The 17,852-nt window shown below is 65.2% G+C and carries 14 protein-coding genes; 5 read left to right on the forward strand and 9 right to left on the reverse strand.

The genetic code is table 11. The features are described 5' to 3' along the window. Nucleotides 1-565: 565 nt before the first annotated feature. From X771_RS140725 to X771_RS140715, 3 genes are read right to left on the reverse strand one after another with little or no spacing between them, the layout of a single operon-like run. Nucleotides 566-2,866, reverse strand: coding sequence for a xanthine dehydrogenase family protein molybdopterin-binding subunit (locus X771_RS140725; RefSeq protein ID WP_023689792.1), 2,301 nt, complete (start codon nt 2,864-2,866; stop codon nt 566-568). Beyond that, on the reverse strand, nt 2,863-3,846 hold the full coding sequence (locus X771_RS140720; RefSeq protein WP_023689793.1) for a xanthine dehydrogenase family protein subunit M: 984 nt from the start codon (nt 3,844-3,846) through the stop codon (nt 2,863-2,865). Before X771_RS140720 ends, X771_RS140725 begins: the two co-directional genes overlap by 4 nt. Continuing rightward, complete coding sequence (locus X771_RS140715; protein ID WP_023689794.1) at nt 3,843-4,322, reverse strand: (2Fe-2S)-binding protein; 480 nt, start codon at nt 4,320-4,322, stop codon at nt 3,843-3,845. The genes X771_RS140720 and X771_RS140715 overlap by 4 nt, the downstream gene beginning before the upstream one ends. A 292-nt stretch (nt 4,323-4,614) precedes the next feature. Here X771_RS140715 and X771_RS140710 point away from each other — a divergent pair, with 292 nt between their 5' ends. Next, entirely contained in the window at nt 4,615-5,235 is a 621-nt protein-coding gene (locus X771_RS140710; protein WP_031203088.1) for a TetR/AcrR family transcriptional regulator, read from the forward strand. 312 nt (nt 5,236-5,547) lie between these two features. Here the strand turns inward: X771_RS140710 and X771_RS140705 are convergent, their stop codons facing one another. The 3 genes from X771_RS140705 to X771_RS140695 all read right to left on the reverse strand — a co-directional run bounded on the left by X771_RS140705 (nt 5,548) and on the right by X771_RS140695 (nt 9,898). After that, entirely contained in the window at nt 5,548-5,856 is a 309-nt protein-coding gene (locus X771_RS140705; protein WP_023689796.1) for a hypothetical protein, read from the reverse strand. A gap of 12 nt (nt 5,857-5,868) precedes the next feature. Further along, a complete protein-coding gene (locus tag X771_RS140700) occupies nt 5,869-8,418 on the reverse strand; it encodes a caspase family protein (RefSeq protein ID WP_023689797.1) in 2,550 nt (849 codons plus the stop codon). A 244-nt stretch (nt 8,419-8,662) separates the two neighbouring features. Next, complete coding sequence (locus tag X771_RS140695; protein WP_023672525.1) at nt 8,663-9,898, reverse strand: ROK family protein; 1,236 nt, start codon at nt 9,896-9,898, stop codon at nt 8,663-8,665. Nucleotides 9,899-10,064: 166 nt separating this feature from the next. On the opposite strand from X771_RS140695, the gene X771_RS140690 reads away from it, so the two are divergent. The 3 genes from X771_RS140690 to X771_RS1000000166005 all read left to right on the forward strand — a co-directional run bounded on the left by X771_RS140690 (nt 10,065) and on the right by X771_RS1000000166005 (nt 13,959). Next, entirely contained in the window at nt 10,065-10,721 is a 657-nt protein-coding gene (locus X771_RS140690; RefSeq protein WP_023742412.1) for an SGNH/GDSL hydrolase family protein, read from the forward strand. A 158-nt stretch (nt 10,722-10,879) separates the two neighbouring features. Continuing rightward, on the forward strand, nt 10,880-12,025 hold the full coding sequence (locus X771_RS140685) for a sugar ABC transporter substrate-binding protein (protein WP_032886623.1): 1,146 nt from the start codon (nt 10,880-10,882) through the stop codon (nt 12,023-12,025). A 71-nt stretch (nt 12,026-12,096) separates the two neighbouring features. Next, on the forward strand, nt 12,097-13,959 hold the full coding sequence (locus tag X771_RS1000000166005; protein ID WP_081727290.1) for an ATP-binding cassette domain-containing protein: 1,863 nt from the start codon (nt 12,097-12,099) through the stop codon (nt 13,957-13,959). 18 nt (nt 13,960-13,977) lie between these two features. Here the strand turns inward: X771_RS1000000166005 and X771_RS140680 are convergent, their stop codons facing one another. The 3 genes from X771_RS140680 to X771_RS140670 all read right to left on the reverse strand — a co-directional run bounded on the left by X771_RS140680 (nt 13,978) and on the right by X771_RS140670 (nt 16,142). After that, nucleotides 13,978-14,982, reverse strand: coding sequence for an NAD(P)-dependent alcohol dehydrogenase (locus X771_RS140680; RefSeq protein WP_023689800.1), 1,005 nt, complete (start codon nt 14,980-14,982; stop codon nt 13,978-13,980). Nucleotides 14,983-15,030: 48 nt separating this feature from the next. Then, the gene (locus tag X771_RS140675) at nt 15,031-15,303 is read right to left on the reverse strand and encodes a hypothetical protein (protein WP_023685488.1); all 273 of its coding nucleotides are present in this window, start codon (nt 15,301-15,303) and stop codon (nt 15,031-15,033) included. Between the two features lie 86 nt (nt 15,304-15,389). Further along, a complete protein-coding gene (locus X771_RS140670; protein WP_023695474.1) occupies nt 15,390-16,142 on the reverse strand; it encodes a thioredoxin family protein in 753 nt (250 codons plus the stop codon). A gap of 390 nt (nt 16,143-16,532) precedes the next feature. Here X771_RS140670 and X771_RS140665 point away from each other — a divergent pair, with 390 nt between their 5' ends. After that, nucleotides 16,533-17,825 carry a hypothetical protein gene (locus tag X771_RS140665; RefSeq protein ID WP_023689802.1) on the forward strand — a complete coding sequence of 431 codons (1,293 nt, stop codon included), beginning with the start codon at nt 16,533-16,535 and terminating at the stop codon, nt 17,823-17,825. The last annotated feature ends 27 nt before the right edge of the window (nt 17,826-17,852 follow it).

Consider the following 17,852-nt stretch of genomic DNA (forward strand, 5'->3'; position numbering starts at 1 on the left):
CGGGCTGCGCTCTCCTCCCGCCAAAGACCCAAGGATCGCAAAGCCTTGGATCCTTGCACACTTCCTCATCGCGCTTGTGACCGAACCCCTCTCGCAGGAGTTGGGTGTCTCTCCCCCTTGAGCGACGGGCGCCCGCTGCTGTGGCGCGCCACCCGCCAGATCGTCGCCCCTCTGATCGCAGCGATCTTCGCTCAACCTCCCTTGGCAACCCTGCGCCACAATCTCCGTGCCTTGCGATATCGCTGGCGTGAGCCACCACGAAAGCGCAAGTTTCAGTCCATGCCAAAGCTATCTTAGCGCCTATGCCCTTGAGGGGGAGATGCCCGGCAGGGCAGAGGGGGTCGGTCCGACCGGGCTCGACCTACTGCGGCGGAAGGAGGTTGGCGCTCTACGAGAGGCGACCCCCTCTGTCGCCTTCGGCGACATCTCCCCCTCAAGGGGGGAGATTACGCACGCCGCTTCCTAGATCAACTTCTCCAAGATCGGAAGAGCGTCGTGTANCGACCCCCTCTGTCGCCTTCGGCGACATCTCCCCCTCAAGGGGGGAGATTACGCACGCCGCTTCCTAGATCAACTTCTCCAGCGTGATCGGCAAATCCCGCACTCTTTTTCCCGTCGCATGGAACACCGCATTGGCGATCGCTGGCGCTACGCCGACGATGGCCAGTTCGCCGACACCCTTGCCGCCGAGCACCGAAGAGTGCAGGTCGGGAATGCCGACCGAGATGACCTCGATATCGGGGATGTCGGCATTGGTCGGCACCAGATAGTCGCCGAGATTGTTGTTGACGATGCGGCCATGCCTGCGGTCGACAATGCCTTCTTCCAGCAGCGCCTGGCCGATGCCCATGATGATGCCGCCCTTCCACTGGCTTTCGGCCAGCTTGGGGTTGTAGAGCCGGCCCGAATCCAGCGCCGATACCACGCGCGACACGCGCACCGTGCCGAAATCCTCGTCGACGCGCACCTCGATGAAATGCGCGCACCAGGAGTGGCGCGAGTAATCGCCCTCGGTGTGCGGCAGCGCCGCCGCGATGGTGGTGTAGTTCTTGTAGCGATCCTCGGCGGTCGAGTTCGCCGGCATGGTGTCGCCGGTGGCCTCGATGCGGTCGCGGCCGACGCTGGCCAGCAGTTCGGCAATCGAGACATCGGGACCGTCGCCGCGCGGCGACCTGATGCGGCCATTGGCGATGACCAGCGTGTTGGCCTGCAGCGCGTGGAAGGGCGAGCGCGGATCGCTGATCGCCAGTCCGACAAGCTGATCGAGCGCCGATGTCGCCGCCTTGTAGACCGCGCCCGTCATCACGCCGGCCAGCCGCGACCCGCCGGCCACGCCGGCGCGGGGATACCGGGAATCGCCGAGCTTCACGACGACATGGTCGGCCGCCACGCCGACCGTTTCGGCCGCCGTCTGCGCCAGGATCGTGTACGTGCCTTGGCCCATGTCGATCGAGGAGCTTTCGACCTCGACCGAGCCGTTGGCAAGGATACGCACGATGGCCTCGCCATAAGCGCGCCGCACCGGATAGGTGCCGGCGGCGACGCCCCAGCCGATCAGCTGGTTGCCGTCGCGCATCGAACGCGGTTTGGACGTGCGCTGGGCCCAGCCGAAGCGTTCGGCGCCAGCCGCGAAAGCCTCGCGCAACTGCCGCGTCGACCAAGCCTTTTTTGCGTGCGGATCCTGCTCGGCGTAATTCCTCAGCCGGATCTCCAGCGGATCGATGCCGACCTCGTAGGCGAGCTCGTCAATGGCGCTTTCGATGCCGAAGGCGCTAGGGTTTTCGCCCGGCGCGCGCATGGCGCCAGGCACCACCGAATTCACCCGCACGACATTCTGCTTCGAGGAGAAGTTGGGCGTCGCATACATGATCGAGGTGACCACGCCCAAAGGCTCGACCCACATGCCGTCGATCGACGTTTCATTGACGCCGCGATGCACGATCGACTGGATTTTTCCGTCACGGTCGGCGCCGATCGTCACCGTCTGGCGGGTCGCGGCGCGGCCGCCATAGCCGGTAAAAGTCTGCGGCCGAGTCATGACCACCCTCACGGGCCGTCCCAGCATCTTGGCTGCGGCAGCCGCTACCGCGCCGTGGCCGAGCGCCAGCGCCTTGGAGCCGAAGCCGCCACCAATATAGGGCGAGACCAGCCGTACATTTTCGAACGGCACGCCGAACCATTCGGCATAGGTGCGGGCCATACCGTCGAGCCACTGGCTCGGTTCCCACACGGTCAGCCGGTCGCCCTCCCAGCGGGCGATGAGGCCATGCGGCTCCATCGGCGCCTGGTATTCGCGCGGCGTGTTATAGGCGCCGCAGACGCGCACCGGGGCAGCGGCGAAAGCGGCCTGCGCATCGCCCCATTCCTTGGTCATGGCGGCGATCGGAATGCCGTCGCCGGCCTTGGCGTCGCTGAGGTCGACGATGGCCGGCGTCTCGTCATAGCTGACCTTGACCATCGCCGCTGCCGCGACGGCCTGCTCGAAAGTCTCCGCGATGACCGCGGCGACATGCTGGCCCGAAAAGGTGATGTCGCGCGCCAGCGGGCAGTAGGGTTTGCCCGGCGGCGGCGTGCCGAACCAGTCCGATGCAGTCTTCAGCGGCATGATGGTGTCCGGCGTCAGCACCTTGAGCACACCAGGTGCCGCCGCCGCGGCTGACGTGTCGATCGAGCGCACCTTGCCTGACGCGATCGTGCTTTCGACCAGGACGCCGTAGGTTAGCCCGTCGAGCTGCTGCTCGACGGCATATTTTGCCGCACCGGTAATCTTGGCCGGGCCGTCGACGCGCGACAGCCGCCCGCCGACCTGATCGGCAGTGCCGTCCGAAGCGTCGCCGTGCCGTGTCCTCGGGTCGTGAATGGTCATGACATGGCTCCCGTCTTGAGGATGGCGCGGGCAACGACGCGCGGCGCCAGTTCGATCTTGTAGTGGTTGGCGCCGTGGTCGATCGCCCCTTCCATGGCGAGCAAGCTGGCTGCCCGCACCCTGTCTTCGCTGAGCACCTTGCCCTTCAACGCCGCTTCCACGGCGTGCGCCCGCCACGGCTTCGTCGCGACGCCGCCCAGCGCGACGCGCAGGTCGCGAATGGTGCGGCCATCGGCTTCGAAGTCGATGCCGACTGCGGCGCTTGCAGCGGCGAACTCATAGGACTGCCGGTCGCGAACCTTGAGATAGGTCGACTGCCGGGCGGCGACTGAAGCCGGGATGCTGATGGCCGTGATCATCTCGCCCGGTTGCATGGCATGTTCCCTGTCGGGCGTGGCGCCGGGCAGGAGAAAGAAGTCGTCGACGGCAACCTGGCGTTCGCCAAGGTGAACCACGGCGTCGAAGGCGACCAGCGCGGTGGCGAGGTCACCGGGATACATGGCGATGCAGGCGTCGCTGGTGCCGAGCACGGCATGGCCGCGGGTGACGCCGCCGATCGCCGAGCAGCCGCTGCCGGGCGAGCGCTTGTTGCAGGCGGAAAAATTCGCGGGATCGCGGAAATAGGGGCAGCGCGTGCGCTGCATCAGATTGCCGCCGATGGTCGCCATGTTGCGCAGTTGCGCGGAAGCCGCCTGCCACAGCGCTTCGGAGACCGCGGGAAAGCGGCTCTTGATCTCGGCATGGTCGGCGACGTGGCTCATCTTGGCCAGCGCGCCGATCATGGCACTGTCAGCGTCGACCTTGATGGCGTCGAGTCCTTTGAGATGGGTGATGTCGACCAGGCTGTCGGGTTCGGCCACGCCGCATTTGGCGAGATCGACCAGCGTCGTGCCACCGGCAAGCAGCATGGCCCCAGGCAGGGCGGCCGCCTGTCGTGCCGCATCGATGCTATCGGCGCGAACGTAGGAAAAATCCCTCATGACGCGACCTCCAGTGCCGCCTGGCGCACGGCGGCAACGATGTGCGGATATGCGCCGCAGCGGCAGAGATTGCCTGCCATGTATTCGCGGATCTCGTCATCCGAGCCGGCATGGCCCTCGCGGATGCAGCCGACCGCCGACATGATCTGTCCCGGCGTGCAGTAACCGCACTGGAAAGCATCCTGGTCGAGGAAGGCGGCCTGGACCGCGTTAAGCGTGCCGTCGTCGCCGGCCAATCCTTCGATGGTGGTGATCTCGCGGCCTTCGACCTGTGCTGCAAGCGTCAGGCAGGCCAGCACGCGCTGTCCCTCGACATGCACCGTGCAGGCGCCGCACTGGCCCTGGTCGCAACCCTTCTTGGTGCCGGTCAGGTCGAGGCGATCACGCAACGTATCGAGCAGCGTGACGCGCGGCTCGATCTGCAGTTCATGGTCGTGCCCGTTGATGATGAGATGGATGGTGGTCTGGCTGGTCATGGGCGTCTGGCTCCAGTTGCTTGACGCCAGGGGAATGAAATGGCGTCCGGGTAGGAGAGGGCAAGGGCGGTGCGCCTAATCTCCCCCCTTGTGGGGGAGATTGGCAGCTCTGCCGCCCCGACTCTCCAGCGGGCAGGGGATGCTTCAGTCTTCACAATCTCAACACGTGACATACCGGCTCCCCTGATTATATGATCAGGCTGCTCCACTAAAACGGAGGCGCCTCCGTTTATCTAGTTGGGGGCTTACCCCTTTGGGTTCAAGCCCCCATATATCGACAGTGGAGAAAAAATTGACCGAGCAGTCGCAAGCAATTGCCGACGAGAAGCGCGAAGCCGCAGCGCCAAGGCAACTGCGCGCCGATGCGCAGCGCAACCGCGACCGGCTGGTCGAGGTTGCGGCAGCGGCCTTTGCCGCGCACGGCGTCGATGCCTCGCTGGAGGAGATCGCGCGCCAGGCCGGCGTCGGCATCGGCACGCTCTACCGGCATTTCCCAACCCGCGAGCATCTGGTCGAAGTGGTCTACCGGCGTGAAGTCGAGGCGCTCTGCGCGGCTGCCGATGACCTCGCCAGCCACCATTCGGCCGACATGGCGCTGGAACAGTGGATGCAGCGCTTCGTCGACTACATCGCCACCAAGCGCGGCCTGGCGGCCAGCCTGCGCATCCTGTTCAACACCAATTCCGCCGTGTTCTCCGACATGTCGGGCCGGGTGTCGCTGGCCTTGCGGCAACTGGTCGAGGCGGCGGTGGCCGAAGGCTCGATCCGCAGCGACGTCGACGCCTCCGATGTGCTGCACGCACTCGGCGGCATCTACTCGGCCCCCGACACCAAGGACTGGCGCGACCGCTCGCGCCGGCTGGTTAAGCTGCTGATGGACGGGTTGAGGTTCGGGGCTGCCAAGGCGAGGTGAGGGACGGTCCCGCCACCTCGGCCCAGGCAATCATCTCCAACCCGATGCGGTGGCTACAACCAGAGCCGCCGTCGATCAGGCGCTGCAGGAACATTTCGCGGCGTTTGACGCTTCAAGCCAAAAAACCTGCAAAAAAACTGCCGGTTCTGACAAGAACCCGGAGCCGGCTACCCCTTCGTGCCGGTTAGGGAGGACAGACGCGCCACCTCGTACCTGACGACTTTCGGCTCCTGCGACCGGCGGAACCTCAAGCGCCGGCAAGACGCGCTGGGCCGCTGGGCGGGCGTCGCCCCTTGATTGACGATAGTAGCGTCACCAACTGTTGCCGCCACTGCCCGTGCCTCCGCCAGCGCCGCCGCTGCCACCGAGGGCGGGAATCACCGGTGGCTTTTGCGGTGTCTCCTCGGCCGGCGTCACCACTTTGCGGGCGGCCGCCTTCTTGTATCTGACCACCTTTGGCTGAGGCGTCATGCGAACCACTTTGCGATGCTTCACCGGTGGCGCCGGCTCAAACATCGGCGACACCGAGGTGCAGCCCATGAGCCCGGCCAGAACCCCGGATAAAATTGTCCCGATGAATATCTGCCCGATGAATGTCTGCTTGAATGCCTTGCCCACCATGGCCTCCTTTGTTCAGAACAAATCCCGACGCGGATTGGCTTCTTCCCAGACCCCCCGGGCCGCATTGACCAGTTGCGTGTCCAGCGAACCGGACGGGGGGATCTTCGACTTGAGCTCTTGACGCAGCGCGTCCAAAGCTGCCGTTTTCGGCTTCGTCCCGAACTGCGCCAGGCCCTTTTTGGCGTCCGGAAGCTCCTTGCGTAGATCGAGCGCGACGGCGAATGCCAGGAAGCGCACCGCGACAGCCTGATCGGCCTTGTCGCCTTTCGCCATTTCGAGTGCCGCGCGGTCATAGGCGCTCGACGGATCGCCGCGCGTGGTCGCCAGTTCGAACAGCCTTTGCGCTTCCGCCGGGTCCTGGCGCACACCGGCGCCATCCCTGTACATGCGCGCGAGGCTGCCCGGCGCGTAGGGCTGGCCGAGATCGGTGGCTTGCTGGAACAGCGCCTGCGCCGTCTTCGGGTCCTTCTCGACGCCTTGCCCGTTGAGGTAATTGCGGCCGAGCAGGTTCATCGAATACATGTCCTGCCGCTGCACGCCGGCCTCCAGGAAGGCAACGGCGCGGGCTGCATCGGCTGTCACGCCGTTGCGGCCTTGGGTGAAGATCGAGGCGAGTTCATTCATGGCATAGGTGTGGCCCATCGCCGCTGCCTTGAGCAGCAGGTCCAAGCCCTGACCGGTATCGGGCTTGACGCCGTAGCCGTTGAACAGAGCGCGGCCCCACGCCATCATCCCGTAGGGATCGCCCTTGTCGGCCGCTGCCTTGTAGAGGGCGTTGGCTTGCGTGTGATCGACGCCTGTTCCAACGCCAGTTGCGTAGAGATAGCCGAGTTCGAAGACGGCGCGCACATGGCCTTTCTTGGCGGCGTTCTCGATGGCTGTCCTGGCCTCGCCGACCTTGCCGGCCGCAAGCAGTGCGCGGCCGAGTTCGTAGCGGAAGCGGGCGACATCGGGATAGGTTTTCACCGCGGCCTCGCAGGCCGCCACCGCACCGGCGCCGATCTCGTTCGGCAGCAGGCCGGGCACCACACCTTGCAGGTCGAGAGGCTCGCCGGCGGCGGTATCGCAAGCATCGACCGTCGGCGACAGCTTCATCGTCGCGGGCTTGGCCGAGCTGCTGTCGGCGCGGATTTCGAAGCCGACCTCGACCGGCGCGCCGGCGCCGATCTGCGGCTCGTAGCGAAGATAGTCGACTTCACCGGCCAGAAGGCTGGATTGCGGCGACAAGGTTCGGTCCGGCAGCGACAGCGTTCCCGTTGCCGGATACCCCGAGACCTTCAGGCTGACCGCCGGATCGTCGGTCGGGAAATCCAGATTGAGCGCAACCGGGCCGACGCCGACGGCAACGTCGATGCTGCGGTTCTCGATCGCCTCGGCGGCACCGGTGATGTGGATGCCGCGCTCCAGCACCTGCTGCTTCTGCTCGGCCTCAAGCGAAGCCATGATCTGCTGGCCCGCTGCACCTTCGCCGCTCTTGACGCGGAACACCAATATGCCCTGGCTTCCGCCGCCCCAATTGTCATGCGTGGCATAGGCCAGCATATCCACCTCGTCCTGCGTGGCGGCCCCTTTGGGGATATCCATCTGCAGGCGTGGCAGGTCCTTGCCGGCGATCGGTTCGCCCACCGCGACGTCTTTGCCGTCCAGCATCAGGCGGCCCATTGCGGGCGGCCTTTCGATGCTGACGGTAATAGCGCCGCCATCGACATCGACCGGCTCCGGCAGGCCGAGAGCGACAGGACCGACCCCCGACAGCACTACCTTCTCCAGCACTGGCGGCAGCGAAGGCCGATTGTTGCGGCGCACCAGCACCACGTCGTCGATCAGCGAGGAATTTTCCCAGGGCACCTGCATGCCGTTGGTGGCTTGCACGACATCGCGGCGCACCGCCGACATGACCGCGCGGATCTCCTGGTTCGGCGCCAGCGCGCGCCGCGAAAACGCCGATGAAAACGGGCTCAGGTCGCCGCTGCCGTCATAGGCGACCGCACCTGGTTCGGTGGCGAAGGCAATCAGCGTGTTGAGCGAGCTTCGCACCTGCGCCAGCCCGGTATTGCCGGCGGTGACAAGCTGGTCGCGCAGCCAGTAATTGTTGCGCGGGAAGGGGTTGTTGCGGCAGGCATCGAGGATGATCACCTGGATCTTCGACTTCGAGCGCAACTGCTCCAGCACGTCGTTGAGCTTGATGGCCTGGACCTCGATATCGGCCGCCTTCTTCAACGAGGCGTCGACCGGTATCAGGAAATTCTCGCCACCGATCTGAAAGCCGTGCCCGGAATAGTAGACGACGGCGAGATCGGCGCCGTCGGCGGCGGCCAGATAGTCCCGGAACTGGCCTTCGAACTGCTGCTTGGTGAGATTCTCGGCGACGAAAACCTCGAAGCCCGCCAGCCGGAACGCGGCCGATACGTCCTGGGCATCCTTGGCCGGGTTCTTCAGCGCCGGAATGTTGCGGTATTCGGAATTGCCGATGACAAGCGCGACCCTTCGATCGGCGCAGGCCTCGAAGCTTGTGAGGCCGGCAAGGATGAAGGCCGCGATGAATCCGCAAAGTCGGAGCATGACAAAACTCCTGGTCGCCGCCTGACGCCGACGAGAACACCGCTTGCGGCATCAAGGTCCGTTGAGAGTATGCAACCTGCCACAGCATAAAGTGAAAGGCCCGTCACCGCCAGACCATGGCAGGCGATTTCTTTCGGCGTCGACCGACCGCAGAGTGCAAGTAGCACGCGCTTCACGAGCAGGTATGTGACAAGTCTCACAGTTCGCTGTTTTGGGGGAATGCCTGGTGCCGGCGGCTGCGCGCCTATTCCTTGAAGAGCAATTCCTTGTCGTTCGAATATTTCACCAGCAGCGGAATGCTGGCGCCGCCGATGACGGGGCCGAGATGGCCAAACGTCCCCTCGATGACGGAGAACGGCTCGGGGCGATCGACAAGGATCCGTGCCAGCTTTCTGCGCATGGCCTTGGCGATCTCCTTGCGCACGCCATTCGGTATGGCGCCATCGATCACCACATTGTCGATGTCGAGCAAGGCAACGGCACTGCGGGTGGCATAGGCAAGCCCGTCCGAAACCTCATCGATCCACGCGGTGAGCGGCTCTCCAAGGTCGCCCCAGTCGTCGGGCGACGACCAGATGCGGCCGGCGCCCTCGTCCCCATTGTCCTGGTCGTTGAGCTTGCCGGCCAGCGAATGCAGCGAAGCGACGCGCAGCAACGGGGTCATCCGGTCGCCCTTGCGCCCCGGCGCGGGCACCGGCATGTCGCCCAGCGCCCCGGCCAGCTTGTTGCGGCCGGGGAACAAGTGATGATCGAGCACCAGGCCGCCGCCGATGAAGTGCCCGACATAGGCATAGAGAAAGTCGGCGCGCGATCCGCCGGCGCCAAACATCAGTTCGGCCGCGGCCGACACCGTGGCGTCGTTGTAGAGGAACACCGGCCAGTCGAACGCCCGGTCCAGTTCGGCGCGAATGTCGATTTCCCTCCAGGCATCCAGCCTGCTCGCCGGCACCGCGCCCTCTTCGCTCAGGTTCCACTGATGGAATGGCGAGGCGATGCCAAGACCCGCGATGCGGTCTTGCTCTATCGATCTGTGCTTGCGGCACATGCGCGCGATGGCGCCCTTGGCGAATTTCATCACCTCGACGGGCGTCGGATAGTCGAACAGTGTGCGTTCGAACGCCATCACGTCGCCGACGAAATTGACCAGGGCGACATCGGCGCTGCGATGGTCGACCTTGAGGCCGAAGGCGTACGCGGCTTTCGGGTTCAACGCATAGGGAACCGAGGGTTGCCCCAGCCGTCCGCGCAAAGGCTCCAGGCGCAGCAGCAGCTTGTTGTCGGCGGCGCGGTTGACGATGGTGGTGATGGTTTGCGCGGCCAGCCCGGTCAGCCGCGTCAAATCGGTCTTTGCCAGCTGGCCGTGCCGGCGGATCAGCGAGACGATCAGGCGTTCGTTGTAGACGCGGCTCTCGGCCTGCGTGGTTCCGCCGCTGCGGCCCTCGGCGATCTTTTCGAGACTGAAGAAGCTGGTGCCGGTCACGCTTTCCCCTGCGCAAGGAGGTTGGCCGCAAGGCGAGCCGATCAAAGCGCTGACGTAGCAATGCGGGCCTGGCAAGGCAACACTTAAATCCACCCGATGGAAAAATGTAGTTGACGCCGGCCGGCCTGCTGTCGTTCAAAGTATGCAAGCCTGGAGGAGCAATGCCGTGACGCAGACCCGGACAATCATGTGCTTTGGCGATTCCAATACCTATGGCGCCATTCCCACCCTGGCCCGCGTCGGACGGCGCCGCTTCACGCCCGACCGCCGCTGGCCGGGCATCATGCGCCGCCAGCTCGGCAGCGGATGGGATGTGATCGAAGAAGGGCAGGGCGGGCGCACCACCGTGCACGACGATCCAATCGAAGGTCTCCACAAGAACGGGCTCAAATCGCTCCCGGTGTGCCTGGAAACGCATATGCCGCTCGACCTTGTGATCCTTATGCTCGGCACCAACGATCTCAAGCATAGGTTCTCGGTAACGCCGAACGACGTCGCTGATTCCGTTGAGATTTTGGCCAGAATTGTCCTGCGCAGCGAAGCTGGCCCCGCGGGCGTGGCGCCCGCGGTCCTGATTGTTGCGCCGCCGCCGATGCTGGAGGTCGACTGGTTCGGCCAGATGTTCCTGGGCGGCGCCGCAAAGTCGATGCACTTTGCCGGCCTGTTCCGCGATGCCGCCCGGCGCGCCGGCGCCGCGTTCTTCAACGCCGGCGACGTCGTCGAGTCGAGCGCGGTAGACGGCATTCACCTCGACAGCGACGCGCATCGCGTGCTCGGCACGGAATTGGCCAAAGTCGTCCAGTCGCTGATCGGCAAGGCGTGATCGCGTGGGCGAGTCACCCGACTATCTCTGATTAATTAATTCCACTGGAAAAAGTTTTGACTTGCGAGCGGGAAGGTGGGTATCTGGGGAGACTGGGAAGAGTAGCGACCGCGAGGCTTGCGATGCGCGGCAACAATCAACGACAGGGAGGAAGTGAAATGCGATCTGACAGGAACATGATGCTGGCGACGCTGCTCGGCGTTGCCGGTGTGCTCGCGGGCGGTACCATTCTGGCAGGCGCGCAGGACGGCCCGGCCGGGCTCACCAAGCCGGCGGTATTTGCGCCGTTCGATCCGAAGGCGCCGGCCTGCAGCCCACCGCCCGGCCTGAACAAGGTGCTGGCCTTCGCGCAGGATAACGAGCGTGAATTCATGCAGGGCGTCGACCGCGGCCTGGCCGCCGCCGCCAAGGATCGCGGGCTGGGATATCGCCGCGCGCTTGCCAACAATGACGCCGCCAAGGGGGTCGAGCAGGTGCAATTGTTTCTCGCCTCCAAGATCGGCGGTCTGGTGGCGGCGCCTGTGGACCCGGCCTCCATGAGCCGCAGCCTGCAGGAGCTTATCTGGTCGGGCGCCTATGTCGGCACCATCGTGCCGCCGCCAGCCACGTCGCTGCTCAATGCGCCGCAATACGAGACCGGCAAGGTGCTGGCCGAAGCGGCCGCAGCCTACATAAAGGACAAGCTCGGCGGCAAGGCCAATGTCGTCATCCTGTCCCATGACAGCATGGAATTCCTGGCGCCGCGCTTTGCCGCCATGCGCGACATCTTCAAGGCCATGCCTGATGTCACCATCGTCGCCGACATCTCACCCAATCCCGTCAACAAGGAAGGCGGCTTTGCCACGATGAGCACCATTCTCCAGGCCCATCCCGACGTCGATGTCGTGCTCGGCGCCGACACGGTCGTGCTCGGCGCGCTGGCTGCCCTGGAAGCGGCGGGCAAGGCGCGGCCGGACCAGTTCCTTGGCGGCATCGACGGCGAACCGGAGGCAGTCGCCGCGATCAAGAAAGGCGGCGGTCCCTACAAGGCAAGCATCAGCCTGGCGTCGCCGGTCTTCGCTTATGCCATGGGCCAGCACGCGGCCGACTGGCTGGAGGGCAAGAGCATCCCGCAGGCGATGGATATCCTGCCCGTGGCGCTGACCAGCGACTACATGGCCCAGTACGAGGCCGATGTCGCCGACCCGGCCGCGGTCTACAAGGACCCGAAGCGCCGCGATATCTATCTCAGGATGTACGGCAACATCTGCTACGATACGCGCGACCAGTATGTGAATTTCCCCTGGTCATCCGAGGCAAAGTAGCGCCTGTTTTTCCCGCGCGATACGGGCGGTTCAGCCTGACCTGAAACCGCCCGCTTCAGTGAGAGGCAAGCATGAGCACAGACAGCCTTCGAACGGGGACGACACCGCTGCAAACGGGCCGGTTTTCATCCTTGCTGCCGGGCGTCAAGGCGCCGGGCGAAGCGTCTGGCCGCATCGGGCTGGCGCTGGTCGCGCTCGGCTTGATCGTCGCCTTCTCGCTGTTGAACAAATCGTTCTTCAGCCTCGACAATTTCGTCGTCATTGGCGTCAACTCGACCTCGATCCTGATCGCCGTGCTCGGCACCTCCGCGCTGCTGATCGCCGGCTATGTCGACCTCTCCATCGGCAGCATGGTCGCCTTGATCGGCATCATCACTGCCAAGGTTGCGGTGGCGACGCAGAGCGCGCTGCTGGCAATCTGCGTCGGCCTGGGTCTGGGCCTTTTACTCGGTCTGCTCAACGGTCTGCTGGTGCGCAGGCTGAGCATCTCGCCGTTGATCGTCACGCTGGCGATGCTGGCGCTCTATGGCGGCCTTGCCTTCGTCGTCTCCAGCACCGCGGTCTATGGTTTTCCCGAGGCTCTGCTCGAATTGGGGCGGGGCAAGATCTTCGGCATCCAGTACACCGTGATCATCGCCGCGCTGGTCTTTGTGATCGGAGCCTTTGTTTTGACCAGCACGGTCACCGGCTTGAGGCTCTACGCCATAGGCGGCGACCCGCGCGCGGCCGAACTCTGCGGCATTCCGGTGGGGCGCACGGTGGTCGGCCTCTACGCCGCCAATGGCTTGCTGATCGGTCTGGTATCGGTGCTGATCGCCGGCCGCCTCGGCAGCATCACGCCGACCATCGGCGTTCGCTTCGAGCTCGACGTGCTCACCGCCGCGATCCTTGGCGGCGTCGCTTTTTCCGGCGGCTCCGGCCGGCCGCTCGGCATCGCCATCGGCGTTGCCACCATCGGCATCCTCAATGCAGGACTGATCTTCGTCGGCCTGCAATCATGGTGGCAATCCATTTCGGTGGGAAGCATGCTGTTGCTGGCGCTGGTGGCCGACCAGGCTGCGATCGGTTTTCGCGGCCGGCGCGCTCGGGCCGCCGCGACCAACTTCACGGTGGCGGACAATGGTGCCGTCGCCTCGGCCGGCCCTGCCGTGACGGAGGGCAATGGAGAAGCCCCGCAAGGTCCGGCATTCTCGATTGCCGGCGCCCGCAAATCCTACGGCGCGCTGACGGCATTGGAAGAGGCGAGTTTCACGGTCGGCAAAGGCGAGATCGTCTGTCTGCTCGGCGACAATGGCGCCGGCAAGTCGACGCTGGTGAAGATTATTTCGGGCGCCATCCGGCCCGATGCCGGCGCGATGACCCTCGAGGGCCAGCCGATTTCCTTCAGGAGCCCGCAGGATGCACGCGGCGCCGGCCTGGAGACCGTCTATCAGGATTTGGCGCTCTGCCCGAACCTCAGCGTCGCCCACAATATGATCCTCGGGCGTGAGGAAACGCGGCGTTGGCTCGGTGTCTTCCCGGTTCGCGACGACCGAAAGGCCGCCGAGCAGTGTCGTGCCCGGCTTGCCGCGCTGGGCGTCACGCTTCGCGACGAAAACGTTCTGGTGCGCTCGCTGTCGGGCGGCCAGCGGCAGTCCATCGCCATTGCCCGCGCGCTTGCCGATCACGTCAAGCTTATCTGCCTCGACGAGCCCACCGCCGCGCTCGGCGTCAAGCAGACCGCGCAGGTCGTCAAGCTGATCCGTTCGATCGCCGCCAGCGGCACCGGCGTCATCCTGGTCACGCACGACCTGTCGACGGTCAGGGCGCTGGCCGACAGGATCGTCGTGCTCAGCCTCGGCAGGGTGGCTTACGACGGCTCGGCCAAACAGCTGACCGCCGATCAGCTCTGGGGCCTGATGGCAAGCGGGACGCTGGCGCCGGCCGCTGGGTAGGAATGCCGATCGCAGGATCTAAAGCTCGAGGCAGACCTTGCCGAAATGCCTTTGCGCTTCGTAGTGCCTGAAGGCGGCGGCGATATCCTGCAGTGGAAAGCTGCTGTCGATGACAGGCTTCAGGCGGTTGACCTCTATCGCACGGATCATGTCCTGCTGGTCGGCTTTGCTGCCGATGGAAATTCCGCTGATGCGGATCTGGTTTGAAAACAGCGCCGGGATCGAAACTTCTGCTGCAAAGCCGGTCAGGACGCCGATGAGTGCGATATGCCCGCCTGTCCGGCAGGCCGCTATCGACTGCGCCAGCGTCGCCGGTCCGCCGACCTCGATCACATGATCGACGCCGCGTCCGTCCGTCAGTTCCCTGGCCCTGCCGCCCCACTCCGGCACCGCCTTGTAGTTGACGACGCTGTCGGCCCCGAGTCGTCTGAGCTTCTCCAGCTTCTCTTCGTCGGACGACGTGGCGATGACCCTTGCGCCGGCGGCCTTGGCAAATTGCAGCGCAAACAATGACACGCTGCCGGTGCCAAGGATCAGCACGGTGTCGCCGGGCTTTACCTTGCCGCATGTCACCAGCCCGCGCCAGGCGGTGACGCCCGTACAGGTCAGCGTTGCCGCCTCGAGATGCGTATAGCCCGCCGGCGCCCTGGTGAAGGCGTGCGCCGGCATGCACACATACTCGCTGGCGAAGCCGTCGAAACTGTCTCCGGGAATGTCGCGGCTTGTATCGGATCTCATGTCGCCGGCCAGCCACCAGGGGTAGAAAACACTGACGACGCTGTCGCCCGGCTTGAACGTGTCGACGCCGTCACCGATCGCGATCACCTCGCCGGCGCCATCCGACAGCGGCACGCGGCCGTCGGCGAGCGGCACCTTGCCTTGTACGGCGAAATCGTCGCGCATGTTCAGCGCGCAGGCGCGAATCCTGACCAGCATTTCTCCCGGCCCAGGCCGGGGCTGATCCTCCTCGACCAGGTCTAGCTTGTCCAACCCGCCCGGCGCTCTCAGCCTGACCAGCTTCATAGTCTCTCTCCGACGTAAAGAGCGTTAGCATGGCGGCGGCGGTCCAGCCTATCGCCGGACCGGCCGGCCGGAAATCACGCGCAGCCAAGGCGCCAGATGGACGGCGCTCATCAAGAGATACATCAGCGGCATGCCGGTGAGCGGGGAGGCATCGGCCCCCAGGCACGACATGACGCCGTCGCCAGCGTGAATGCAGGTAAGCAGCGCCATCACGGCGAAAACAGGGGCCGCGGCGAGGCACAGCCAGTCGGCGGTGCGGAGAGAAACTGCATCGGAGCGTTGAGGGACCTCACTGCCGGTGCCTGTGCCGATATCGCTCATGGTCGTAATCCCTTGATGATCAATGCCCGGGTTTCCTGTCCCGTGAGGCACAGGAAACCAAGCTGGATGGGCGCCGCTCCAGGTCCTTACTTGCCGTCCTTGTTGCGGAACGCGGCTTCGCCGGCCGCCGACACTTCCTCCCACGTCTTGTCGGGTGCGGCGTCGTAATTGTCGTGCCAGTTCCACCAGCTGTAGAGCTCGGTCTGCGGATAGCCTTCGGGCGAATCCTCCCAGATTTCCTGGCGGCCGAGCGGCGTTGCGTCGAGGTAGCTCCAGACCGTGCCCATCTGCTCGTCGCCGCGGTTGTTGATGAAGTAGGTGCGATAGACTTTCTTGCCGTCCTGGATGAACACGTTGTGGCCGTGCCATTCGTCGACGCCGAAATCCTTGTCGAAACTGTCGGTGATTGTGTACCAGGGCATCTCCCAACCCATCCGCTGCTTCAAGCTGGCAATGTCGGCCTGCGGCGCGCGGGAGGCATAGGCAAGCGTGGTGTTGCGGGCGTTGAGATGGGCGAGATGGCCGACCTGGTCGGCGCCGAGCGAACAGCCGCGGCAGGCATGTTCGGGCCAGCCGTGGACGCCGGGTTCGTAGAAGGCGCGGTAGACGATCAACTGGCGCCGGCCCTCGAACAAATCGAGCAGGCTCGCTTTGCCGTTGGGACCTTCAAACACATAGGCCTTGTCTACTTCCATCCATGGCATGCGCCGGCGCTCGGCCGACAGCGCGTCCCTGGCGCGCATCGTTGCCTTTTCCTTCACCAGCATCTTTTCGCGCTCGGCTTCCCATTCCTGCCTTGAAACGACCGGTGGGGTCTTCATTGCCACGTGCTTGGTCATTGCTTTGTTTCCTTTGCCAGTTGTTGAGCCGTTGTGGCTTGTCGTTGACTGTTGATCGTGAGGCAGGCTAGGGCCGCGAGGCGGCGAGGGCGGAGTTACAAATGTGACGGCATTTGCAGGCGGGCCACCGCAGCAGGGGTGGCGAGGCCGCACGGTGGGCTCGAAGTCCTCGGAAGCAGGCATGGTCGGATTTTCCCTATTGAGAAGCTTAATACGACTGTCTGAGATGCTCAGGCTAGCGAATGCGAATATTGCCGTCAACGCAGGCCTGGGCGTCTTCAACCAGTCCAGATGGCTAGGTCGCCGTCCGCGGCTTGCTGCTTGGCGGTGGTGACTTAAGTTAGGGCCGGTAAGGGGAGCGGTGGGAGTTACAAATGTGACGGGATTTGCATGGACTCGCTGATCACCGCGGCAGGGCTGGCGCTGGCGGCGGGCAATCCGCTGGCGGCACTCGACCGCGTCGCCTTGCGCGAGGATGCCCCGGCGCTGGCGTTGCGCGGCATTGCCATGGCGCAGCTCGGCGATTTCGATCGCGCCAAAGTACTGTTGCGTAGGGCCGGCCGTGCCTTCGGTCCAAAGGAGGCGGTGGCGCGCGCCAGGTGCGTTGTCGCCGAAGCCGAGATCGCGCTTGTTTCGCGTGATCTCGGCTGGCCGTCCAAGGCGCTCGACGCGGCGCGGTCGACATTGGAAAANATCGCGCTTGTTTCGCGTGATCTCGGCTGGCCGTCCAAGGCGCTCGACGCGGCGCGGTCGACATTGGAAAAGCATGGCGACCGGCTGAACGCGGCGCATGCCGGGCATCTCAAAGTGCGCCGCCTGCTGCTGATCGGCCGCCTCGACGAGGCTGAAGACGTGCTGGCTGGGCTCGATCCGTCGCCGCTTCCGCCGGCCTCACGCGCCGCGCATGAACTCGCGGTTGCCGGCATCGCCATGCGGCGCCTGAAGACGAAGGCCGCGCGCGCAGCCCTTGAGTGGGCGCGCCATGCCGCCCGCCGGGCCGGCATTCCGGGTCTCATGGCGGAGGTCGACAGCGCCTTCCTGGCGCTGGAGACGCCGGCGGCGCGGCTGATCGCAGGCGGCGAGGAGCATCCGCTGTTGCTCGAAGAGGTCGAGGCGCTGCAGGCGTCGCGCGCGCTGGTCGTCGATACGTTCCGCTATATCGTGCACAAGCAGGAAACAACGATCTCGCTAGCAACGCGGCCGGTGCTGTTTGCGCTGGCGCGCGCGCTTGCCGTAGCCTGGCCGGCGGATGTGCCGAGGGCGACGCTGATTGCCCGCGCCTTTGGCGGCCGGCATGCCGATGAATCGCATCGCGCCAGGCTGCGGGTCGAGATCGGCCGGCTGCGCGCCGAATTGCGGCCGCTGGCGGGCATCGGCGCGACCAGCCAGGGCTTTGCGCTAAAGCCGCGCGAAGCAGGCTCCGTGGCGGTGCTGGCGCGGCCGATCGAGGAGCGGCACGCCGCGGTGCTGGCCTTCCTGGCCGATGGTGAATCCTGGGCCAGCTCGGCGTTGGCGCTGGCGCTGGGCGCCGGACAGCGCAGCGTACAGCGGGCGCTCGAGCAGTTGGCCGAGACCGGCAAAGTGCAATCCTTCGGCCACGGCCGGGCGCGGCGCTGGATGACGCCACCGGTCGCTGGTTTCACGACCACCTTGTTACTCCCGTCGCCGCTGCCGAACGGCTAGGAAAGGTGACCATGATCGAGGACCAGG

Source organism: Mesorhizobium sp. LSJC269B00 (assembly GCF_000502815.1).
Lineage (GTDB): Bacteria > Pseudomonadota > Alphaproteobacteria > Rhizobiales > Rhizobiaceae > Mesorhizobium.

Coding starts and splice junctions, on each gene's coding strand:
- X771_RS140720 (WP_023689793.1), bottom strand. CDS start 3,846: ATGAGGGATTTTTCCTACGTTCGCGCCGATAGCATCGATGCGGCACGA.
- X771_RS140725 (WP_023689792.1), bottom strand. CDS start 2,866: ATGACCATTCACGACCCGAGGACACGGCACGGCGACGCTTCGGACGGC.
- X771_RS140680 (WP_023689800.1), bottom strand. CDS start 14,982: ATGAAGCTGGTCAGGCTGAGAGCGCCGGGCGGGTTGGACAAGCTAGAC.
- X771_RS140675 (WP_023685488.1), bottom strand. CDS start 15,303: ATGAGCGATATCGGCACAGGCACCGGCAGTGAGGTCCCTCAACGCTCC.
- X771_RS140685 (WP_032886623.1), top strand. CDS start 10,880: ATGCGATCTGACAGGAACATGATGCTGGCGACGCTGCTCGGCGTTGCC.
- X771_RS140700 (WP_023689797.1), bottom strand. CDS start 8,418: ATGCTCCGACTTTGCGGATTCATCGCGGCCTTCATCCTTGCCGGCCTC.
- X771_RS1000000166005 (WP_081727290.1), top strand. CDS start 12,097: ATGAGCACAGACAGCCTTCGAACGGGGACGACACCGCTGCAAACGGGC.
- X771_RS140670 (WP_023695474.1), bottom strand. CDS start 16,142: ATGACCAAGCACGTGGCAATGAAGACCCCACCGGTCGTTTCAAGGCAG.
- X771_RS140715 (WP_023689794.1), bottom strand. CDS start 4,322: ATGACCAGCCAGACCACCATCCATCTCATCATCAACGGGCACGACCAT.
- X771_RS140705 (WP_023689796.1), bottom strand. CDS start 5,856: ATGGTGGGCAAGGCATTCAAGCAGACATTCATCGGGCAGATATTCATC.